This is a genomic window from Enterobacter cloacae complex sp. ESBL7 (genome assembly GCF_041679625.1).
GTDB classification, from domain to species: Bacteria; Pseudomonadota; Gammaproteobacteria; order Enterobacterales; family Enterobacteriaceae; genus Enterobacter; species Enterobacter asburiae_B.
This window is the reverse complement of the sequence record NZ_JBGORN010000001.1, coordinates 1,969,606-1,990,698: the sequence shown is the minus strand read 5'-3', so window position 1 is coordinate 1,990,698 and position 21,093 is coordinate 1,969,606. Positions and strand designations below refer to the sequence as shown.

General features: G+C 54.7%; 23 protein-coding genes and 1 pseudogene. 12 read left to right on the top strand and 12 right to left on the bottom strand.

Annotated elements, in window-relative coordinates; translation table 11 throughout:
• The first annotated feature begins 39 nt into the window (after nucleotides 1-39).
• Nucleotides 40-921 (top strand): protease HtpX, encoded by an 882-nt coding sequence (gene htpX / locus ACERY3_RS09720; protein WP_014884290.1) that lies wholly within the window; start codon nucleotides 40-42, stop codon nucleotides 919-921.
• A 50-nt stretch (nucleotides 922-971) separates the two neighbouring features.
• Here the strand turns inward: htpX and ACERY3_RS09715 are convergent, their stop codons facing one another.
• Entirely contained in the window at nucleotides 972-2,345 is a 1,374-nt protein-coding gene (locus ACERY3_RS09715) for an MFS transporter (protein WP_373225523.1), read from the bottom strand.
• A gap of 179 nt (nucleotides 2,346-2,524) precedes the next feature.
• Here ACERY3_RS09715 and kdgR point away from each other — a divergent pair, with 179 nt between their 5' ends.
• On the top strand, nucleotides 2,525-3,316 hold the full coding sequence (kdgR, locus tag ACERY3_RS09710; RefSeq protein WP_023312208.1) for a DNA-binding transcriptional regulator KdgR: 792 nt from the start codon (nucleotides 2,525-2,527) through the stop codon (nucleotides 3,314-3,316).
• A gap of 68 nt (nucleotides 3,317-3,384) precedes the next feature.
• On the opposite strand, the gene ACERY3_RS09705 is transcribed toward kdgR, so the two are convergent.
• Entirely contained in the window at nucleotides 3,385-3,624 is a 240-nt protein-coding gene (locus ACERY3_RS09705) for a YobH family protein (protein WP_033145832.1), read from the bottom strand.
• A gap of 162 nt (nucleotides 3,625-3,786) precedes the next feature.
• Here ACERY3_RS09705 and mgrB point away from each other — a divergent pair, with 162 nt between their 5' ends.
• From mgrB to rlmA, 7 genes and pseudogenes are all read left to right on the top strand, one after another.
• Nucleotides 3,787-3,930: a PhoP/PhoQ regulator MgrB gene (mgrB, locus tag ACERY3_RS09700; RefSeq protein WP_006175995.1), complete on the top strand. Its 144-nt coding sequence runs from the start codon at nucleotides 3,787-3,789 to the stop codon at nucleotides 3,928-3,930.
• 74 nt (nucleotides 3,931-4,004) lie between these two features.
• Nucleotides 4,005-4,295 carry a YebO family protein gene (locus tag ACERY3_RS09695; RefSeq protein ID WP_008500484.1) on the top strand — a complete coding sequence of 97 codons (291 nt, stop codon included), beginning with the start codon at nucleotides 4,005-4,007 and terminating at the stop codon, nucleotides 4,293-4,295.
• 21 nt (nucleotides 4,296-4,316) lie between these two features.
• Nucleotides 4,317-5,306, top strand: a complete 990-nt coding sequence (locus ACERY3_RS09690; protein ID WP_039263639.1) for an MBL fold metallo-hydrolase — start codon at nucleotides 4,317-4,319, stop codon at nucleotides 5,304-5,306.
• Nucleotides 5,307-5,831: 525 nt separating this feature from the next.
• Nucleotides 5,832-5,976: pseudogene (locus ACERY3_RS09685) on the top strand (DUF2627 domain-containing protein).
• Nucleotides 5,977-5,989: 13 nt separating this feature from the next.
• On the top strand, nucleotides 5,990-6,199 hold the full coding sequence (gene cspE, locus ACERY3_RS09680; protein ID WP_001062678.1) for a transcription antiterminator/RNA stability regulator CspE: 210 nt from the start codon (nucleotides 5,990-5,992) through the stop codon (nucleotides 6,197-6,199).
• A gap of 219 nt (nucleotides 6,200-6,418) precedes the next feature.
• The gene (gene ftsI, locus ACERY3_RS09675) at nucleotides 6,419-8,137 is read left to right on the top strand and encodes a peptidoglycan glycosyltransferase FtsI (protein ID WP_373225522.1); all 1,719 of its coding nucleotides are present in this window, start codon (nucleotides 6,419-6,421) and stop codon (nucleotides 8,135-8,137) included.
• Between the two features lie 65 nt (nucleotides 8,138-8,202).
• Nucleotides 8,203-9,018, top strand: coding sequence for a 23S rRNA (guanine(745)-N(1))-methyltransferase (gene rlmA, locus ACERY3_RS09670; RefSeq protein WP_373225521.1), 816 nt, complete (start codon nucleotides 8,203-8,205; stop codon nucleotides 9,016-9,018).
• On the opposite strand, the gene mntP is transcribed toward rlmA, so the two are convergent.
• The 5 genes from mntP to manX form a co-directional block, all read right to left on the bottom strand.
• The gene (gene mntP / locus ACERY3_RS09665; RefSeq protein ID WP_029741998.1) at nucleotides 9,015-9,581 is read right to left on the bottom strand and encodes a manganese efflux pump MntP; all 567 of its coding nucleotides are present in this window, start codon (nucleotides 9,579-9,581) and stop codon (nucleotides 9,015-9,017) included. The genes rlmA and mntP overlap by 4 nt on opposite strands.
• 398 nt (nucleotides 9,582-9,979) lie before the next feature.
• A complete protein-coding gene (locus ACERY3_RS09660; RefSeq protein ID WP_111964794.1) occupies nucleotides 9,980-10,438 on the bottom strand; it encodes a DUF986 family protein in 459 nt (152 codons plus the stop codon).
• Between the two features lie 54 nt (nucleotides 10,439-10,492).
• Nucleotides 10,493-11,344 carry a PTS mannose transporter subunit IID gene (locus ACERY3_RS09655; RefSeq protein WP_006810994.1) on the bottom strand — a complete coding sequence of 284 codons (852 nt, stop codon included), beginning with the start codon at nucleotides 11,342-11,344 and terminating at the stop codon, nucleotides 10,493-10,495.
• A gap of 12 nt (nucleotides 11,345-11,356) precedes the next feature.
• Nucleotides 11,357-12,157, bottom strand: a complete 801-nt coding sequence (gene manY / locus ACERY3_RS09650) for a PTS mannose transporter subunit IIC (RefSeq protein ID WP_008500490.1) — start codon at nucleotides 12,155-12,157, stop codon at nucleotides 11,357-11,359.
• A gap of 46 nt (nucleotides 12,158-12,203) precedes the next feature.
• Nucleotides 12,204-13,169, bottom strand: coding sequence for a PTS mannose transporter subunit IIAB (gene manX / locus ACERY3_RS09645; RefSeq protein WP_032658500.1), 966 nt, complete (start codon nucleotides 13,167-13,169; stop codon nucleotides 12,204-12,206).
• Nucleotides 13,170-13,435: 266 nt separating this feature from the next.
• Between manX and ACERY3_RS09640 the strand changes: the two genes are divergently transcribed.
• Nucleotides 13,436-13,645 (top strand): hypothetical protein, encoded by a 210-nt coding sequence (locus ACERY3_RS09640; protein WP_072210823.1) that lies wholly within the window; start codon nucleotides 13,436-13,438, stop codon nucleotides 13,643-13,645.
• Complete coding sequence (yoaE, locus tag ACERY3_RS09635; protein ID WP_033145827.1) at nucleotides 13,633-15,192, top strand: CNNM family cation transport protein YoaE; 1,560 nt, start codon at nucleotides 13,633-13,635, stop codon at nucleotides 15,190-15,192. Before ACERY3_RS09640 ends, yoaE begins: the two co-directional genes overlap by 13 nt.
• 6 nt (nucleotides 15,193-15,198) lie before the next feature.
• On the opposite strand, the gene ACERY3_RS09630 is transcribed toward yoaE, so the two are convergent.
• The 4 genes from ACERY3_RS09630 to pabB form a co-directional block, all read right to left on the bottom strand.
• On the bottom strand, nucleotides 15,199-16,797 hold the full coding sequence (locus tag ACERY3_RS09630; protein ID WP_373225520.1) for an EAL domain-containing protein: 1,599 nt from the start codon (nucleotides 16,795-16,797) through the stop codon (nucleotides 15,199-15,201).
• Nucleotides 16,798-16,927: 130 nt separating this feature from the next.
• Nucleotides 16,928-18,292: an L-serine ammonia-lyase gene (sdaA, locus tag ACERY3_RS09625; RefSeq protein WP_039263633.1), complete on the bottom strand. Its 1,365-nt coding sequence runs from the start codon at nucleotides 18,290-18,292 to the stop codon at nucleotides 16,928-16,930.
• A 184-nt stretch (nucleotides 18,293-18,476) separates the two neighbouring features.
• A complete protein-coding gene (locus ACERY3_RS09620; protein ID WP_373225519.1) occupies nucleotides 18,477-19,055 on the bottom strand; it encodes a CoA pyrophosphatase in 579 nt (192 codons plus the stop codon).
• 6 nt (nucleotides 19,056-19,061) lie between these two features.
• Nucleotides 19,062-20,387, bottom strand: a complete 1,326-nt coding sequence (pabB, locus tag ACERY3_RS09615; protein WP_373225562.1) for an aminodeoxychorismate synthase component 1 — start codon at nucleotides 20,385-20,387, stop codon at nucleotides 19,062-19,064.
• A 61-nt stretch (nucleotides 20,388-20,448) separates the two neighbouring features.
• Here pabB and ACERY3_RS09610 point away from each other — a divergent pair, with 61 nt between their 5' ends.
• On the top strand, nucleotides 20,449-20,640 hold the full coding sequence (locus tag ACERY3_RS09610; protein ID WP_033145823.1) for a YoaH family protein: 192 nt from the start codon (nucleotides 20,449-20,451) through the stop codon (nucleotides 20,638-20,640).
• Nucleotides 20,641-20,646: 6 nt separating this feature from the next.
• Here ACERY3_RS09610 and ACERY3_RS09605 read toward each other — a convergent pair whose 3' ends face one another.
• Nucleotides 20,647-20,991, bottom strand: coding sequence for a RidA family protein (locus tag ACERY3_RS09605; protein ID WP_023312193.1), 345 nt, complete (start codon nucleotides 20,989-20,991; stop codon nucleotides 20,647-20,649).
• Between the last annotated feature and the right edge of the window lie 102 nt (nucleotides 20,992-21,093).

Below are 21,093 nucleotides of genomic sequence, written 5' to 3'. Positions count from 1 at the left end.
GCATAGTGCGTTTTGTTAAACTGAGGTAAAAAGAAAATTATGATGCGAATCGCGCTCTTCCTGCTCACCAACCTGGCGGTCATGGTGGTTTTCGGGCTCGTGCTAAGCCTGACAGGAATTCAGTCGAGCAGCGTTCAGGGTCTGTTGATTATGGCGCTGCTGTTTGGTTTTGGTGGCTCGTTCATCTCCCTGCTGATGTCGAAGTGGATGGCACTGAAATCGGTGGGTGGTGAGGTTATTGAACAGCCGCGTAACGATATGGAACAGTGGCTGATGAATACGGTGGCTCAGCAATCCCGTCAGGCCGGGATCGCCATGCCGCAGGTGGCGATTTACCATGCCCCGGACATCAACGCTTTCGCGACGGGCGCCCGTCGCGATGCGTCACTGGTTGCCGTCAGCACCGGATTGCTGCAGAACATGAGCCGTGACGAAGCCGAAGCGGTTATTGCCCACGAAATCAGCCATATCGCCAACGGTGACATGGTGACCATGACCCTGATTCAGGGCGTGGTGAACACCTTCGTGATCTTCATCTCCCGTATTCTGGCGCAGATCGCGGCAGGCTTTATGGGCGGCAACCGTGACGAAGGTGAAGAGAGCAACGGCAACCCGCTGATCTACTTCGCCGTTTCGATGGTTCTGGAACTGGTATTCGGTATTCTGGCCAGCATCATCACCATGTGGTTCTCCCGCCACCGTGAATTCCACGCGGATGCCGGCTCGGCGAAGCTTGTTGGTCGTGAGAAGATGATTGCCGCGCTGCAGCGTCTGAAAACCAGCTACGAGCCGCAGGAAGCGAACAGCATGATGGCCTTCTGCATTAACGGTAAATCCAAATCGCTGAGCGAGCTGTTTATGTCTCACCCGCCGCTGGATAAACGTATCGAAGCGCTGCGCAGTGGGGAATACCTGAAGTAACGCTAAGAACCCTAATAAGCCGGGCAGGAGAACACTCCGCCCGGTTTTTTTTATGCCTGAACTTTGGGCTGGGTCACCCGCAGGCCGCTGATGACCGCCGCGAGGGAAGCAAGGGCTCCCGCGGTGAGAAGCGCAACGTGGTTGCCGTTTTGTCCGGCGAGGTTAAACATCAGGGCAACCAGTGCCGCACCTGTGCTTTGCCCCAGAAGGCGCGCGGTCCCCAGCATGCCGCTGGCACCACCGCTGCGATGGCGCGGCGCGGAGGTGATAATGGTGTGATTGTTAGGAGACTGGAACAGGCCAAACCCTGCGCCGCACAGGATCATGCGCCAGATGATGTCCAGATCGGTTGGCGATGACGGTAGCAGAGCCAGCGCGAACAGGCCTGTCGCCATCACCGCCAGCCCCAACGCTCCCAATAAACCGGCATGGACGCGTTCAATTAAGTAACCTGCCAGCGGAGCCATCACCATGGTCGCCAGCGGCCAGGGGGTTAACAGCAGGCCGGTCTCCACTTCTGAACGGCCGATCGCGCTCTGCAGAAAGAAGGGCAGAGAAACCAGAGCCAGCATCTGGGCGCAGAACGAGCAGACGGACGTGCAAATGGAGAGGGAAAAGAGGGGAATACGCAGCAGATCGACCGGCAGCAAAGGCACGGGGAGAGTGAGCTGGCGGCGAACAAAGAAGAAGCCGATCGCCAGCAGGGCGATGAGCTCCGCGGCGGTAAGCATCAGAGACTGCCCCTGCGCAAAGCCGCTCAGCGCCGTAATCAGCAGGCCAAAGGTCAGGGCATTCATCACTGCACTCGCCACATCGAAGCGCGGCATGGTGCTTTTGGGACCGTTAGCGGGAAGAAAGCGCAGGGCAAAGAATATAGCGACAATGCCCAGCGGCACGTTAATAGCAAACAGCCATTGCCATGACGCAACGGAAAGGATCGCCGCCGCTATGGTTGGCCCGGCGGCGGAAGAGACGGCCACGATGAACGAGTTAATCCCCATGCCGCGCCCCAGATGACGCTGCGGATAAATTAAGCGGATCAACGCCGTGTTTACGCTCATGAGCGCCGCGCCGCCAAAACCCTGCGCAATGCGGGCAAGCGTCAGGGTATGCAGTGAATCTGAAAGGGCGCATAACAACGACGTGAAGGTGAAAACCACCAGACCGCATTGATACACCCGACGGTAACCGAACATATCGCCCAGGAAAGAGAACGAGAGCAGGGAAACCACAATCGCAATCTGATAGGCGTTAACGATCCATATCGAACTGGCGGGAGAGGCATGCAGGTCGCTGGCGATGGTTGGCAGGGCAACGTTCGCGATTGCGCCGTCAAGGACGGCCATTGAGATACCAATAATGATGGTCGCTATAGCGCCATACCGCTGGGGTAAAGGCAGGCCATCGGAAAGGGTCTTTTCCATTAGGATTAAAAAAGCTCAGCGTGAAATTATTCTCAGGGTAACTATTTTAGCATTGTTACAGCCGCGATATGTCGCAGATTTGTAACGAAGTAAACGCGGATTGATTGCAGGTGACATGACGGGAACTTATAATAAAAACCGGTTCTGATTTTTATAAAACACTCTCTATGAGGTGGTAAATGGCTATTGCGGATTTGGATAAACAGCCAGATTCTGTTTCTTCCGTGCTGAAGGTGTTTGGCATCTTACAGGCGCTGGGGGAAGAGCGTGAAATAGGTATTACAGAGTTGTCGCAGCGCGTGATGATGTCTAAAAGCACCGTATATCGCTTTTTGCAAACCATGAAGTCGCTGGGCTACGTAGCCCAGGAAGGCGAATCTGAAAAATACTCTCTGACGCTGAAGCTGTTTGAGCTGGGCGCCCGTGCGCTACAAAATGTTGACCTGATCCGCAGCGCTGATATTCAGATGCGTGAAATCTCTCGCCTGACCAAAGAGACAATCCATCTCGGCGCGTTGGATGAAGACAGCATTGTGTACATCCATAAAATCGACTCCATGTACAATCTGCGCATGTATTCGCGCATTGGTCGTCGCAACCCGCTCTACAGTACCGCGATTGGTAAGGTTCTGCTGGCGTGGCGCGATCGTGAAGAAGTGAAGCAGATCCTCGAAGGCGTGGAATACAAGCAAAGTACTTCCCGAACCATTACCAGCACGGACGCGCTGTTAACGGTGCTCGATCGCGTACGCGAACAGGGGTATGGCGAAGATAACGAGGAGCAGGAAGAAGGGCTGCGCTGCATCGGCGTTCCGGTATTTGACCGCTTTGGGGTTGTGATCGCGGGCTTGAGTATCTCCTTCCCGACCTTACGCTTCTCCGAAGAGCGCCTGCATGAATATGTGGCTATTCTGCACACTGCCGCACGTAAGATTTCTGAACAGATGGGTTACCACGACTACCCGTTTTAACCTCTGCTCGTATAAAAAAACGCCGCATCTGTTGCGGCGTTTTTTTTGCCAGTCATTTCACCGGCCGATTAGCCATTATCAATCACGACGGATGTCTTACGCAGGACCGGACAGTGGGTCAAGCCAACGATCCCGCTGTCAGTATGCAAATATTGCGCAGTGCTCACGCCCTGTGCTGTTAAATATTTACATTGAATCCCTAACCCGGCTGCGTTCTCGGTGCTTCCCACGAGCACACCGTAACCCGTGAGCAGAAGGCCAATCCAGACGATGGCCAGCGCAATAATTGTTCGAATGATGAAGCGCATCATTAACCTCTTTTGTCGTTGTTATCATAAAGCTAGCGTAAACGGTTTACACGATGAAACAAGTGCAGGATTCTGAAAAAAAGCGCGATGGCGGTACAGTTAGTCCTTGTTTAAGATAAGCGTGATAACCTCGTTACATCAGGTTTTTAGACGGAGTGTGGAGTGAAAAAAATACGCTGGGTAATTCTGATTATCGTGCTGATAGCGTGCGTGGTGTTATGGACGCAGACGATCAACGTGATGTGCGATCAGGATGTACAGTTTTTTAGCGGCGTTTGCGCAATCAATAAGTTTATTCCGTGGTAATACGCATTTTTTCTCAAGGTGATTTCCTTCCTTCGCGCCAGTGGTAAAATAGACGTTTTTATTGAGGTGGTGAAATGGGTGAGTTACTGAATTCAGGGCTGCTGAATATGGCATCCCTGATGATTTCTTTGGTTGTTCTGCTTGTGGGCCTGGTCATCTGGTTTTTCGTGAACCGCGCCAGTTCCCGTACTAACGAGCAGATTGAACTGCTGGAAGCGCTTCTCGATCAGCAAAAACGTCAGAATGCGCTGCTGCGCCGTCTGTGTGAGGCTAACGAACCGGAAGAGAAAGACGCGCCGAAAGACGCGGTCGCTGAAGATAACAAAGACGAAGACGACTTTATCCGCCTGGTGGCTGAGCGTTAATCTTTTGTCCGGGAGGTGGCTGTGGTCTGGAAAAATCCCTGGTATGACCCCTCCCTGAAACATCACACTCCGAATGGTTTTCGTAATACCGATCCTGTTGGACATCAACCCGGCGACCTTGACCGTTGGCGCAAAGCCCGTAAAGAGGCCGGTTTACCGAAGCCACCCGCGCTGGGTTATGAAGACTTTATCCAACAGTGGTGGCAACCGGTTGAGCTTACGCAACCTCATGAAGATGGGGTATGGTGGCTGGGACACGCCAGCGTGATGCTGCAGCTGGACGGCAATATCATCCTTACCGATCCGGTTTTTTCACGGCGCGCTTCTCCACTCCCTTTCCTGGGACCACAGCGCAAAACGCCCCCCGCGCTGTCAGTCGATCAACTCCATCAGCTTGATGCGGTCGTCATCTCCCATAATCATTACGATCATCTTGATGACGCGACCATTCGCCGTATTCTCAAACGCTTCCCCGAGGTCAGTTTTTTTGTTCCGCTGGGCCTGGCCGGCTGGTTTCGCCGCCGGGGGGCAAAACGCGTGGTTGAGCTCGACTGGTGGCAGAGCTTCACCTGGCAGGGGATGACGCTAACCGCCGTACCGGCACAGCACTGGAGTATGCGCACGCCATGGAACCGCAATCGCTCATTATGGTGCGGCTGGGTTATGGAAGGTCGACATCATCGTTTCTGGTTCAGCGGAGATACGGGGTATTCGCCAGAGCTGCTGTTGATACCTGAACGTCTGGGCCATATAGATGCTGCCGCGTTACCGATTGGAGCCTATGCCCCACGCTGGTTCATGGCTGTCCATCATATGGATCCGCAATCTGCGGTGGCATTGTGGCAGCAGCTGGGCTGCCCTCTGGCGTTTCCCATTCACTGGGGCGTGTTTGAACTGGCAGATGAATCCCTGGATGAACCTGTGCGGGAGTTAACTGACGCGCTAGATAATTTAGCACCGGTTAATCATTCTTTCAGGATACTGAAAGTTGGTGAATATTTATCCTTATAAACGAAGCGATAACGTAGTGCATATATTCTGTCTGTAAACGCGTTCAGGAATGTTTTATTTTTATCGAAACGTTTTGCTTGCCTTCTTTTGATGCAGAGTCATAAAAATTTCATTATTTTGGTGCATAACACTGTTTATTAGTTGGTGCATTTTAATACAGGTCGGCGCGGGTTATTAACAGTGTTTTTTGTCTGAAACAATTTGGTCGCGTTACAATGATTTAAGCATAAGTTTTCACAAATTGTTCTAACTCAATCAGGACGTAAGATTTCTTTTCCCGGTTGCTGGACGCTTCGTAATGATTGAGCTATGTTAAAAAAGTCTTAGATTACAGCGCTTGTGAAAGCAACGCTGGGTCTTTGTTACGCAGCAGAGATGTCTGTAAGTGATGCGCATAATTGTGCAAAACCTGACAGGCACTGTTCGAATTTGTGCGGCGGATCGAGACATGTTTAAAAATGGCTTGCCATATTAAACATAGTGTGTGATAACACGTTTTGGGTCAAACGAGGTACAGTTCTGTTTATGTGTGGCATTTTCAGTAAAGAAGTCCTGAGTAAACACGTTGTCGTTGAATACCGCTTCTCTGCCGAACCTTATATTAGTGCCTCATGCAGTAATGTCTCAGTTTTATCTCAGTTAATGCCTGCGGGCTAAGAAAACACTCTAAGGAATTTTGCAAAATGGCAAAGATTAAAGGTCAAGTTAAGTGGTTCAACGAGTCTAAAGGTTTTGGTTTCATTACTCCTGCTGACGGCAGCAAAGACGTGTTCGTACACTTCTCTGCAATCCAGGGTAACGGCTTCAAAACTCTGGCTGAAGGCCAGAACGTTGAGTTCGAAATTCAGGACGGCCAGAAAGGCCCAGCTGCAGTTAACGTAACTGCTATCTGATCGAACCGCTGCTGACTGAAGCGCTTAGCACTTCAATCTCAGACATAAAGCCTCGCATAACGCGGGGCTTTTTTATGTCCTTTATCTTTCAAAATATTACCATTTGCGGTCTTGTTAGTAACTTGTTGCAAAGCTGCGAGGTTAGTAGCACTGTTTTGCCACCTTAACCCCATCTTTTCCCGTTAAATCAGGGCGTTGTTTAACAGTCCTGGGGTTCAGGTGAAGAAGAAATTGATAACGACCGCTGGCAATTTCACGCCGGCGCGTTTTGTGCTGCTCTGTTTAGCTATTTTTTGTAGTCTGGCTTTTTTGCTGGGCCGCGTTGCCTGGCTGCAAATCATCAAGCCTGACAATCTGGTGAAGCAGGAAGATATGCGATCCCTCCGCCAGCTGGCGATTGATGCGCCGAGGGGCATGATAATGGATCGCGAAGGTCGCCCCCTGGCGGTGAGCGTGCCCGTCCGGGCCGTCTGGGCCGATCCTAAAACGGTGCTGGCAAAAGGGGGCGTTGGCGTTGATGAACGCTGGCAGGCGTTGGCAAATGCGCTGCATCTCTCCCTGGGCACACTTTCGGCGCGAATCAACGCCAACCCGCAGGGGTGTTTTATTTATCTTGCCCGTCAGGTCGATCCCGCACAGGCGAAGTGGATCGATAAGCTGAATCTGCCCGGCATCAATTTACGCGACGAGTCCCGCCGTTTTTATCCTGCCGGCCATGTGGCAGCGAACCTGATTGGCTTCACCAATATTGACGGGCAGGGCATTGAAGGCGTGGAAAAAAGCTTTAACGCTCAGCTGACCGGCAAGCCGGGTGTGCGGCAGGTAAGGGAAGACCGCTACGGTCGCGTGGTTGAAAACCTGACGGAAGTGGCGCCTGCACCGGCGCATAACATCCAGTTAAGTATTGACGAGCGGCTGCAAACCATCACCGAAGATGCGCTCGATAATGCCGTGGCCTGGAACAAGGCCGAGTCTGGGGCATCGGTGCTAATTAATATTCCAACCGGGGAAATACTCGCCATGGCGAGCTATCCGGATTTCAACCCCAATAATCGGGAAGGCGCGACGATAAACGATTTCCGCAATCGCGCCATCAGCGATACGTTCGAGCCCGGTTCGACGGTCAAGCCGCTGGTGCTGATGACGGCCCTGCAGCAGGGCCTGGTCCAGCCAGACAGCGTGATTGACACTCACCCGTATACCCTTGACGGGCATCGTATCCGCGACGTGGGCTATTATCCTGAACTGACGATGACCGGGATCCTGCAAAAATCGAGCGACACCGGCGTGTCCCGACTGTCCCTGGCAATGCCTGTCCAGCATCTTATTGATACCTATCGAAACTTTGGGTTTGGCACGAATACGGGGCTTGGCTTAACGGGCGAAAGCGCGGGGCTGTTGCCAAATCGTAAATACTGGAGCCAGCTCGATCGCGCGACCTTTGCTTTCGGCTATGGGCTGATGGTGACGCCGCTCCAGCTGGCGCACGTCTACGCCACGATCGGCGGCTTCGGGCTTGAGCGACCTCTCTCGATTACGCGTATCGATCCACCCGTTATCGGGCACCGCGTCATGCCGGAAGTGATCGCGCACGAGGTGGAACACATGATGGAGAGCGTTGCGCTGCCCGGCGGCGGGGGCGTTAAGGCCGCCGTTCGTGATTACCGGGTGGCGGTGAAAACCGGTACGGCGAAGAAAATTGACGACAGCGGAAAGTACGTCGATAAATACGTTGCCTATACGGCCGGCGTTGCGCCCGCCAGCGATCCGCGCTTTGCCCTGGTGGTGGTGATTAACGATCCGCAAAATGGTGCCTATTACGGCGGTGCCGTTTCCGCACCTGTCTTCAGCGAGATTATGGGCAACGTGCTGCGTCTGGAGAATGTGAAACCTGACGGGTTACCGGCGGGTTCCGATCGCCTGATCGTTATGCGTTAACCGGGCGTTTATAACCAGGGCGAATAGCGGTACACTTCGCCCTTTGATTATGCTCCGGAGTCACCATGTCCTTCAGCTGTCCTCTTTGCCACGCCCCCCTGACGCATTCAGATAAAAGCTATACCTGTCCGCAGGGGCATCAGTTTGATATGGCAAAAGAAGGCTACGTGAATCTTCTGCCCGTGCAGCATAAGCGCTCCCGCGATCCAGGCGACAGTGCAGAGATGATGCAGGCGCGTCGTGCGTTTTTGGATGCCGGGCACTATCTGCCGCTGCGGGAGACCGTCGCGCAGATGCTGAATGACATCCTGCCGGGTTCAGCCACCGCCATGCTCGATATCGGCTGCGGGGAAGGGTACTACACCGCACGGTTTGCCCAGATCGCCCGTGAGAAGGGCGCGTTGACATTCGGTCTGGACGTGTCGAAAGTGGCCATTCGCGCGGCGGCAAAGCGTTACGCTGACGTGACGTTCTGCGTGGCATCCAGCCACCGGCTGCCGTTTGACGATGCCAGCATGGATGCGGTTATCCGCATTTACGCGCCCTGCAAGGCGGAAGAGCTGGCTCGCGTGGTGAAGCCGGGCGGATGGGTAGTCACCGTAACGCCGGGCCCGCGTCATCTGATGGAGCTGAAAGGGCTGATCTACGACGAAGTGCGTCTGCATGCACCTCATTCTGAACAGCTGTCCGGTTTTACCCTTAAGCAGGAGCAAACCGTGGCTTATGAAATGACGCTGAAAGGCGAAGAGGCCACCGCGCTGCTGCAGATGACGCCGTTCGCATGGCGGGCAAAACCGGAAGTATGGGAAGCGCTAGCTACACACTCTACATTTGACTGCCAGACGGATTTCAGTATCCACGTCTGGCAGCGCGAAGATTAACCGGCGAAGTGTGCCCAGAGGATCTGGGCACCAATGCCAATCAGCACAATTCCACCCAGGATCTCGGCGCGTTTACCCAGCAGCGGGCCGATAAACCGTCCAACCATCATGCCCAGCGTGGACATAATCAGCGTTGCGCAGCCGATGGCCAGCGCGGTGGCGATAATATTGACCTGCAGGAATGCCAGACCGACGCCGACGGCCATCGCATCAAGGCTGGTGGCAATCGCCGTGGTGACTAGCAGCCAGAACCCGTGACGGTGCTGCGGCTCTTCGTCTTCATCATCACCGCCGCGAAAACCTTCAATCACCATTCGGCCACCGAGAAACACCAGCAGTACGAAGGCAATCCAGTGGTTCCACTCCAGCACGAACTGGCTGGCAAGCATGCCAAGTCCCCAGCCGATAAGCGGCGTCAGCGTTTCGATAGCGCCAAAAATAAGGCCGGTACGCAGGGCTTCTGAAAACTTAGGTTTGTGGAGCGTGGCGCCTTTTCCGATGGAAGCCGCAAAAGCGTCCATGGACATGCCAAAAGCGAGGAGGATCGTAGCGGAGATATTCATAACAGCGTCCAGACCGGGGATATCCATATGACACATCACTGCCCCCAGTAAACAGCAGTTGATGTATCTATGGTCTCGCCTGATCGCGCTGCACATAAGATGTGCTGTCAGCGATCCGTACGCGCCACGTTTTTCAACGAGTATGTTGACACGTACATTTCCTGCGAGCAGGAAATCGGCTACTCCCCAACGACGGGCGCAACCTTAACATATTTTGAGAATATAAAACAACAATGGATAAGCATTATTTAAAATGCTTGTTGATAACGATTTTCATTTGTCTTTAAGCGTGAAATTATCGTTAAAAAATAGAGAGCAAATTAACGAAAAGGATATAGCTTAGGCTATATTTCTTGCGCAAGATAAACACAGAGTATAGCCATTGCTATATATTTAACTCATTGAGTTTTAAGAAGTAAATTGTATATTTTTTCCAGATCGTCAATATTCTTCACCCGAATAAGCAGGCGGCGTTGTTCTAATTGCATCACCAGCACACCGTCTTCGGATAAATTCATCTCTTTAATACGGTTATATTCTATCCACACATTGGCGAAGAAAAATCCGCGGGATTTAAAAATGATTTTCGGCGTGCGGATCCAGAACAGATAAACCGCCATTAATGCCAGCGCACATAATAACCATGTGGTTAATATTGCACCATGACTGGTGACGTTATTGTAAATAAGGATAACGATGAGACCCGCGAAGATAAACGCATCCACGCGCCCGCGTCGCAGAAGGGGAAGGGAGAGCAGCGTCTCGCCGTGACGGCGGGGCATGATGAACTCGTCATAGATCGCATAAGCCAGAAGGGCAGCAATAAATAAAACCAGTACGATGTCCGTGACAGTCATTCATCCTCCAGATAAAAAAACCGGGGGCAAGCCCCCGGCCTATAGCATTAAAACTTACAGACCCAGCAGGCCGACAGCGTAGCCCGCGATACCGATGACGAAGAAGCCAACGATAATCCACAGCGGGTTCACTTTCTTACGCAGCAGCCACATGCAGGCGAAGGTCAACAGCAGCGGCACCAGGCCCGGCATCAGCTGGTCCAGAATCGTCTGCACGGTGGTGACGCGGGTTTGACCATCCTGACCGGTGATGGTCGATACCACCAGCGGGATGTTCACGTGCGTCCACTTGTTAACCAGCGCCCCCATAACAAACAGGCCGAGGATTGACGCCCCCTCAGTCAGTTTCTGCAGGAAGCCGCCGCCCATGTCCTTAACGATGTCCACCCCTTTACGGTATCCGTAGGCCACACCGTAGTAACGGGTCAGCAGGCGCACGGCGTTGAACAGGATGAAGAACAGCAGCGGGCCAAGCAGGCTGCCGCTCATCGCGATACCGGCACCCAGCGCTGCGAAGACCGGACGCACGGTACCCCAGAAGATTGGGTCACCGACACCGGCCAGCGGACCCATCAGGCCGACTTTGATACCGTTGATGGCACCGTCGTCAATCTCTGCGCCGTTCGCACGCTGTTCTTCCATCGCCAGCGTTACGCCCAGAACCGGAGCGGCTACGTAAGGATGGGTGTTAAAGAATTCCAGGTGACGCTTGATCGCCTGACGGCGCGCTTCGTTATTTTCCGGGTACAGGCGCTTGATCGCCGGCACCATGGAGAAGCAGAAGCCCAGCGCCTGCATACGTTCGAAGTTCCATGAACCCTGAAACAGGTTAGAACGGATGAACACGCCACGAATATCACCCGGAGTGAGTTTTTTCTCGGTGGTAGTTTTTGTCATATCAACCATTTCGCTCACCTGTTAGTCCAGTTCGTTATCGAGATCGTTGTTACCAGCAGCCTGCGCTGGGGCACCCGCGACGCGGTTATATTTCGGGCTGAGCTGGATGTAGAGAATCGCCATTACCGCACCAATCACACCCAGTGCAACCAGGTTGAAGTTGGTGAAGGCAGCGGTCACGAAGCCGAGGTAGAAGAACGGCATCAGATAGCCTGCGCGCATCATGTTGATGACCATCGCATAACCGACGACCACGATCATGCCGCCCGCGATGTTCAGACCGCCGGTGACCACTTCTGGAATGGCGTTCAGCATGCTCTGCACTTCACTGGTACCAACAGAGATCGCCACGATAACCGCCGGGATCGCGATACGCATCGCCTGCAGGAACAGGGATGAAACGTGGATCCACGACAGTGCCGTGAGGTTGCCGTTTTCGGCCGCCTTATCCGCCGCGTGCTGGAAGGCAACGGTGATAGTACGAACGATGATGGTCAGAACCTGGCCAGCTGCAGCCAGCGGGATCGCCAGAGCGATACCGGCACCAATACTCTGGTGACCGGCAATAACCAGAACGGTCGAAATGATAGAGGCCAGCGCGGCATCGGGCGCAACCGCCGCGCCGATGTTCATCCAGCCCAGGGCGATCATTTCCAGGGTACCACCGATGATGATACCGGTTTTCATGTCACCCAGAACGGCCCCAATCAGCGTACAGGCCACCAGAGGGCGGTGGAACTGAAATTCATCAAGTACGGATTCCATACCCGCAATACATGCGACGACGAACACCAGCACAATCTGAAGAGTGGTAATCTCCATTGCACTTCTCCTATTACATAAACTTTATATGAGAACCGGCGCGGGCTTATTTCCCAACTTTGCCGATCAAATCCATCATTTTCAGTTTTTGATCCGTAGAAACCTTACGGGCTTCCAGTTCAATACCGCGCGCATTCAGCTTGTTGAATGCCTCGATATCTTTCGCATCGACTGAAATGGCGTTGTTGACCTGCGTTTTGCCCTGACGGAATGCCATACCACCGATGTTCACGGAGGTGATTTTCACGCCGCCTTCAACAATGCGCTCAACGTCTGTCGGGTTAGTGAACAGGAGCATTACGCGTTCACCCGCGTATTTCGGGTTGTTGTAAACGCGGATCATCTTGGCGACATCCACGACGTGCGCGGTAACGCCAGGAGGAGCAACCTGAGTCAGAAGGGTTTTACGAACGGTATCGGCGGCAACTTCGTCGCTGACCACGATAATGCGTCGAACGTTGGTCTCTTTGGTCCAGCGCGTGGCGACCTGGCCGTGGATTAAGCGGTCATCAATACGCGCAAGGCCGATGACCATGTAATCGTTCGGGCCCATCGGTTTTGCCGGTGCAGCCGCTTTTGGTGCCGCTGCGGGAGCAGGGGCAGGTTTTTCAACCGGCTGCGCCTTCAGGGCTTTTACCCCTTCGCGACCGGTTTCAACGGCCAGCGCCACCAGCTCATCGAACGCCGGATTGTCGTCGCGCGCCATGAAGGTTTCCACCAGCATGGGAATATTAACCCCGGCGACAACTTCATAGTGCTCTTTATCGACGACAATGCGGCTGGCGGCATTGAACGGGCTGCCGCCCCATGTATCAACGAGAAACAGCACGCCTTTGCTGGTATCCAGCTTCGCGAGTTGAGCGTTGTACTTCTCTATCAGCGTCTCGGCGTTTTCACCGGGAACGAAATCGATCCAGCCGACGTTTTCCTGCTCGCCCAACAGCATCTCTGCCGTTTTGAGTAGCTGCTCAGCAGCCCAACCATGTGTGCCTATGACAATAGCAATGGTCACTTGCTACCTCCTTTTATTATCATTAATACGTCTGCCAGGCAGTCGTACTGAGAATCGTATTGGCGAACCGAATCGATTCAGATAAGGGTTAGAGTTCAAAAAAACTAAGACTTCCGCGATTTATTTTAGATAGTGAAAAAATAATTTATGTGATGAAGATCCGTAATTTAGCCACGCGTTACAGATTTATCTGTAGCGTAAAGCCGCTGTGTTACAGAACTTTGCAAAGGAACGTAAATCTTTGCTAAAAACACAGTGTCTCTGATATGTTTAGCCTCCGTTTAATAGTTCAGGAGTATAGGGCTAAAGCCCACTATATGGACCGTCACCGACGTCAGTCATCAACCAGGCCATTTCGCGCCTTATTCACCGGCGAACCTCGCCACGTATCGACTCTGTTTGCCTCTGTTTTGCCCACGTTGAGTGGGGCACCGTTTCGTCATTCCTTTAGCAGGAGCTTGTCATGGAATTCTTAATGGACCCGTCAATCTGGGTGGGATTGCTCACGCTGGTGGTGCTGGAGATTGTTCTCGGCATTGATAACCTGGTGTTTATCGCCATCCTTGCGGACAAGCTGCCGCCAAAACAGCGTGATAAAGCGCGTCTGATTGGTCTCTCGCTGGCGCTGGTTATGCGACTGGGGCTGCTCTCCGTCATCTCCTGGATGGTCACGCTGACCAAACCGCTGTTCTCCGTCATGGATTACACCTTCTCCGGGCGTGATTTAATCATGCTGATCGGGGGGATATTCCTGCTTTTCAAAGCGACGACGGAGCTACACGAGCGGCTGGAAAACCGTCAGCACGATGATGGGCACGGTAAAGGCTATGCCAGCTTCTGGGTGGTGGTGCTGCAGATTGTGGTGCTTGATGCAGTCTTCTCGCTGGATGCGGTGATCACGGCGGTCGGCATGGTGAATCATCTGCCGGTAATGATGGCGGCTGTTGTCATTGCGATGGCGGTCATGCTGCTGGCCTCGAAGCCGCTGACGCGCTTCGTCAACCAGCATCCGACGGTGGTCGTGCTGTGTCTGAGCTTCCTGCTGATGATTGGTCTGAGCCTGGTGGCGGAAGGTTTTGGCTTCCATATTCCGAAAGGCTACCTGTACGCCGCGATTGGCTTCTCGATTCTGATCGAGCTGTTCAACCAGATTGCGCGCCGTAACTTTATTAAGCAGCAGTCGAATCAGCCGCTGCGCGCCCGTACCGCAGACGCGATTCTGCGCCTGATGGGCGGCCGTCGTCAGGTGAACGTCCAGTCTGATTCCGAAAACCATAACCCGGTTCCGGTCCCGGAAGGGGCGTTTGTGGAACAAGAGCGCTACATGATTAACGGCGTGCTCTCCCTGGCCTCCCGTTCGCTGCGCGGCATCATGACGCCGCGCGGGGAGATCAGCTGGGTTGATGCTAACCTGAGCGTCGATGAAATTCGCCAGCAGCTGCTCTCTTCTCCGCACAGCCTGTTCCCGGTGTGTCGCGGAGAGCTGGATGAGATCATCGGCGTCGTGCGGGCAAAAGAGATGCTGGTGGCCCTGGAAGAGGGCGTGAACGTGGAAGCCGTTGCTGCTGCGTCGCCTGCGATTGTCGTGCCGGAAACGCTGGATCCTATCAACCTGCTCGGGGTGCTGCGCCGCGCTCGCGGTAGCTTTGTTATCGTCACCAACGAGTTTGGCGTGGTGCAGGGGCTGGTCACGCCGCTGGACGTGCTGGAAGCGATTGCCGGTGAATTCCCGGATGCCGACGAAACGCCTGAGATCGTTGCCGACGGTGAAGGCTGGCTGGTTAAAGGTACCACCGACTTGCACGCGCTCTCGCACACGCTGGGGCTGGAAAACGTGATCAACGATGAAGAAGACATCGCGACCGTTGCCGGTCTGGTTATCGCCGTTAACGGGCAAATCCCGCGCGTCGGCGATGTGATCGAGCTGGCGCCGCTGCACATTACGATCGTTGAAGCCAACGACTATCGCGTTGATATGGTTCGTATTGTTAAAGAACAATCAGCCCACGACGAAGATGAGTAAGCCGGCTTAGCGCAGCGGCATTAAGGGCACGATGTGCCCGTTATGATGCGCTGGCGGGGACGCGCTTCCCGCCAGCCACTTCGGAAAATCCCGTAGCGGCATGGGCCGCGCATAGAAAAACCCCTGCAGGACAGGTACGCCATGGCGGCGCAAGTAGCGCGCCTGCTCCTCCGTCTCGACTCCTTCAGCAACCAGTTCGATATTCAGCCGCTGTCCCAGCGCAATAATCATATCCGTCACCGTCGAGTTCACGGCGTCGGTGCCGATGGCGGTGGTAAACGACTGGTCGATTTTCAGCACGTCCGGGTGAAGCTTTTCAAGCCAGGAGAGGGAGCTGTTCCCGGTACCAAAATCGTCGATGGCGAGCTTCACCCCTTTGCGATGCAGTTCGCGCACGATGCGATAATCCGCATCCAGCAGCGCATCCCGTTCCGTGAGTTCAATCACCAGCTGCTGGCGCGGACCGGCGCTGAACCAGAGGCGGTTAAGGTCCTGTATCAATGCCGCGTGACGAAAATGGCTGGCGGCGACGTTAATACCAATGTGAAAACCGGCGCTGGAAGGGAAGTAGCCTATCTGGCGCACCGTTTCGGCGATGACATAGCGGGTCAGGGGGACAATCTGGTTATGTTCTTCTGCCAGCGGGATAAACACCTCCGGGGTGATCCAACCCTGACGGGGGTTATTCCAGCGCAGCAGGATCTCCACGCCGGTGCACGCCTGGGTACGGGCATTCACCAGCGGCTGGCAGAAAAGCTCAAATTCCCGCGCCGCAATGCCCATATCGATCTCCCACGTAAAGCTCATCCGGTTTGCCGTTGCCAGCCAGGCGAGATAGCCCAGCAGCAGGCTGAGCATCAGCCCCAGCGGCAGCTGGGCTGGCAGGCTTTTTAAGGCTAATTCTCCAGGGCCTGGCCCGCTGACCGTAATGGTAAAAGGATTTCGGGTTGATGATTGCTGGAAAAGAGAGCCCTCTTCATCAAACGTCAGGCTGTCGCTGACGCGTTGTCCGTAGCGCAAAAAGCGATCGCCTACGGTCAGCGCCACGTCATTGATGAGCGGGCGCTGGGGCTCGAGGATCATTTTGGCGATCAGGTCGATATTGATGATTTCGATTACGCCAGCTTCACCGTCCTGTGAGACGGGATACCACTGGATCAATATCGGGCTACCCTTAAGCAGCCACAGATCGCTCGATAAAATCAGCTTCGCCGTGCTGGCGGGTAATTCTTTCAGGAAGTCGCGAACGGGCACATTGCGGCTCCCGAAAATACTTGAGCAATACAGGATACCCTCGTTAATCAGGGCGATGGAGCGTACCGTCTGCAAAATGGCGGCCTGCTTTCGCAGCGCCAGGTGCGCCTGCGGGCAGGGCTGCCCTACCAGGGGCTGCAGCACGCTGCGGCGGTTCTCTAAAGAAAGCAGGACGTTATCAAGGGCGCGAACGGTGTGGCTGGTAAAATCGAGGATTCGCTGTTGGTTAACATTGCGCTGTGAAATGAAGCGAATGCCTAACGTCAGGATGAGCGTGAGGAGCGCAACCGTCACACAGACGATAACGCGTTTTCGGCGATAGTTTTTAATGATCGTTTGTGCAGTTTGCATGAACGGTCGCCTGATAAGCCACCAGCCACAAAAGCCGGACGCAACAGTAAAAGTGTAGTGGGGAAAGCAGAAGGAGACGAGAAAGAAGAGGGAAATTCGCCCATCCGTTGCAGATGGGCGAAAGGTAGTATTAGTCGCACTGCACCTTAATGGCCAGGCCACCGCGGGACGTCTCGCGGTATTTCGCGTTCATGTCCTTGCCGGTTTCGTACATGGTTTCAATCACCTTATCCAGCGATACGCGAGGTTCGCTGGTACGGCGCATCGCCATACGTGAGGCGTTGATGGCTTTCACAGAGGCAATCGCGTTACGCTCGATGCACGGCACCTGCACCTGGCCCGCGACCGGGTCACAGGTCAGACCGAGGTTATGTTCCATACCGATTTCCGCCGCCACGCAGACCTGCTCAGGGCTTGCGCCCAGCAGCTCTGCCAGACCTGCCGCCGCCATGGAGCAGGCAACGCCCACTTCACCCTGACAGCCCACTTCCGCACCGGAGATGGAGGCGTTCATTTTGTACAGCGCACCGATGGCCCCTGCCGCCAGGAAATAGCGGATATAGATGTCCGGCGTCACGGGCTCAATAAAGTGATCGTAATACGCCAGCACTGCCGGAACGATACCGCAGGCGCCGTTGGTTGGCGCCGTCACGACGCGTCCACCTGCGGCGTTCTCTTCATTAACCGCCAGGGCAAACATGTTTACCCAGTCGACCACGTTCATCGGGTCGTTGGAGAACTTGTCCGTGGTCACCAGCATACGGCGCAGGGCAGAGGCACGACGCGGTACGCGCAGTGGACCCGGCAGAACGCCTTCGGTGTTCATCCCGCGGTCGATACAGGCGCGCATGGTTTGCCAGACGTTCGCAAAATAGTCTTCAATCTCTTTTTTGCTGTGCAGGGCCAGTTCGTTCTGCATCACCATGCCGGACAGTGAAAGACCGGTCTCTTTGCAGTAGCCCAGCATTTCTGTAGCCGATTTGAACGGGTAAGGTACGCTGACGTCGCCGACGCTGTCTTTGCCAAAATGCTCTTCATCCACGATGAAGCCACCGCCGATGGAGTAGTACGTTTTGCTGTAAATCTCTTTTTCACTGCTGTAAGCGTGAATGGTCATGCCGTTTTCATGCAGCGGCAGGTTGTCGCTACGGAAACGCATGCCGTCATCCTGCGGGAAATCGACTTCCTGCTGGCCGTTTGCCAGCAGCAGGCGGCCGCGTGTTTCCACGTCGCGGATGAATGCCGGGATGGCATCAATATCTACGGTATCCGGCATATTGCCTGCCAGACCCATAATAATGGCGATATCGGTGTGGTGGCCTTTACCCGTTAATGACAGCGAGCCGTAAACATCCACGGCGACACGGGTAACGCTTTCCAGTAATCCTTTTTCGACCAGATCATCGACGAACTGTTTACCGGCCTTCATCGGGCCAACAGTATGGGAAGACGAAGGGCCAATTCCCACTTTGAACATGTCGAATATACTAATCACTTTCACACTCCTGACAGGGTTACCGGGGTTCCAGTAACGATGTTATAACTGCGCATAGTGTAAGAGGGAACACCGACCTCGGCTTAACTATTCACATGAATTAAACTAATGGTTAACGATGGGTTTTGCTAATAGCGCGACGCGGATCGCAAACCTGCGAAAAAGGGTGGAATGTAAAGTATAGTCAAGGTTTCAGGCCGATTTGCAGCGCCAGTTCACGAATGATGCCCGCCGTCATGCCCCAGACAAAATAATGCTGATACCAGGACAACCAGACCCGATGGTCATGCCCCCGTCGATGGATATCGAGCGGATGATAGCGGCTGAGCCGGAGCGCCTCTTCGAGCGGCATTTCAAACACCGCTGAAACTTCATCGACGCTGGCGTGATACTGCAGACCGGGCGGGATAATGCCCACCACCGGCGTGACCTGAAAACCGGTGACGCTGTCGACGGGCGGCAGCACGCCGATAACCTCCACCGCCTCCGGCGGAATGGCCACCTCTTCCTGCGCTTCCCGCAGCGCGGCGGCAATCAGCGAGGCGTCGGAGCTGTCAACCGCGCCACCCGGAAAGGCGACCTGACCCGCGTGCTTGCGTAAATGGTGAGAACGCTGGGTGAGCAGCAGGCCCGGCTGCGCGCGACGCACGACCGGGATCAGCACGGCCGCCTGACGCTGATTGAGCGCTTCGCGGTTGACCTGCGGTCGTAATAGCTGAAATCGAGATAAAAAATCGTCCAGCGTCAGGTTCTCTTTTTCCACCCGTGATTACTCCAGTTGTTTCAGGATACGGTTAACTTTATCAAAGGTTTCCTGATATTCCGCATCGACCTGGCTATCGGCAACAATGCCGCCCCCGGCCGAGCAGTAAAGGTTTCCGTCGCAGGCCGTCAGCGTGCGTATGGTAATGCTGGTATCCATGGTGCCGCACAGGCTGATATAGCCGATGCTGCCGCACCAGGCGTTGCGGCGGTGCGGCTCCAGCTCATCAATGATCTCCATCGCCCGTACCTTTGGCGCGCCGGTGATGGAGCCGCCCGGAAACGCGGCGCGGAGCAGATCGCAGGCGGTGCGAGAGGTGGGTAGACGCGCGGTAATGGTGCTGACCAGATGATGCACCGCCGGGAAAGGCTCGACGACAAACAGTTCCGGCACGCGCACGCTGCCCGGTTCGGCGACGCGGCCAATGTCGTTACGCATCAGGTCGACAATCATCAGGTTCTCGGCGCGGTCTTTCGACGAGGCGGCGAGCTTTTCCGCCTGCTGGCGATCGGCATCGGGATCCGCAAGACGCGGTAACGTGCCTTTAATCGGACGGGTTTGAATCGTACCCTCGGCCAGATGGATAAAGCGCTCGGGTGACAGGCTAAGAATTACACCCTGTTCCAGACGGACAAACGCGCTGAACGGCGCCTTATTGCTGGCGTTAAGACGGGTAAACGCCTGCCACTCATCTCCCCGGTATGTCGACTGGAAGCGCTGGGCGAGGTTAACCTGGTAGCAGTCACCGCTTTGCAGATACGCCTGAACGCGCGCGAATTTTTCGGCATACTCCGCTGCGGTCATGTTCGAGCGCCAGCCAGAGGTAAGGGTAAACGTCTCTGCCGGTGCAGGCCGTTGCGCCTCGAGCCACGCAAGACGCGCCTGCACGTCATGATGGCTCAGCAGGGAAACCGTTTTTTTCTGGTGATCGACTATTAACGCCCAGTCATACAGCCCCACGGCCATGTCTGGCAGGGAAATATCAGCCTGCGCATGCTCCGGCAGCGTTTCGAAACGGCGACCCAGATCGTACCCAAACAGGCCCAGCGCGCCGCCCTGGAAAGGCAGCTCTGGGTTAGGGGTTGCGGTTAAGCCCAGCGCGTTAATGGCCTGCTGCAGCTGCTTCAGGGGATCGTCCGTTAACGACAGGTCATCGGTTGTCAGCGTCTTTAGCGGATCGGCCACCAGAATATCGAAGCGGCTATAGGGATGGTCCGCATGGCCGGAATGCAGCAGCATCGCAAACGGAAGATGGCTCAGGCGGGCAAACCAGAATTCAGCGGCGTCTGCACGCCAGGGCAAGGTAATAACAGTGGGGAAGCGCATGTTCATGTGTGGCATACTACCGGGCAGCGTGAAATAATTAGCGCGAATAATTTAGCAGGAGTTGACGATGTTTGCAGGTTTACCTTCTCTGAGCCATGAACAGCAGCAGAAAGCGGTTGAGCGAATTCAGGAACTGATGTCCCAGGGGATGAGCAGCGGACAGGCGATTACCGTTGTCGCCGAGGAGATTCGCGCCAGTCATTCCGGCGAGCGGATCGTGGCGCGTTTCGAAGATGAAGATGAAGATCCAGAAGAATAATCGGGCTTACACCGCCGCGATAATCTTAATCTCTACCTTATATTCCGGCTTCATCAGCGTGGCCTGTACGGTACAGCGTACAGGCGCGTGACCCGCCACCACCCATGCATCCCAGGCTTTGTTCATCGCCGCGAAATCCTCTTTGTTTGCCAGGAAAATCGTCGCATCCAGAATGCGGGATTTGTCGCTGCCCTGTTTTTCCAGCACCGCGTCAATCTGCGCCAGGGTGTTAGCCGTCTGCTCGAACGCATCCGCGTCCAGGTTAGCCGGTACGCCGGTGTAGTAGAGCGTCTGGTTATGGATCACCACATCAGACCAGCGGGCTTCGGCATCAATGCGCACAATTGTCATAAACGTTTCCTCGTTATTTTTCGTCGTCAGGCGGCAAGACTGCCATATTGTTCTCCTGTCGTCACTATTTGGGGTGGCACAGGAGAGGATGGGCTGACATAA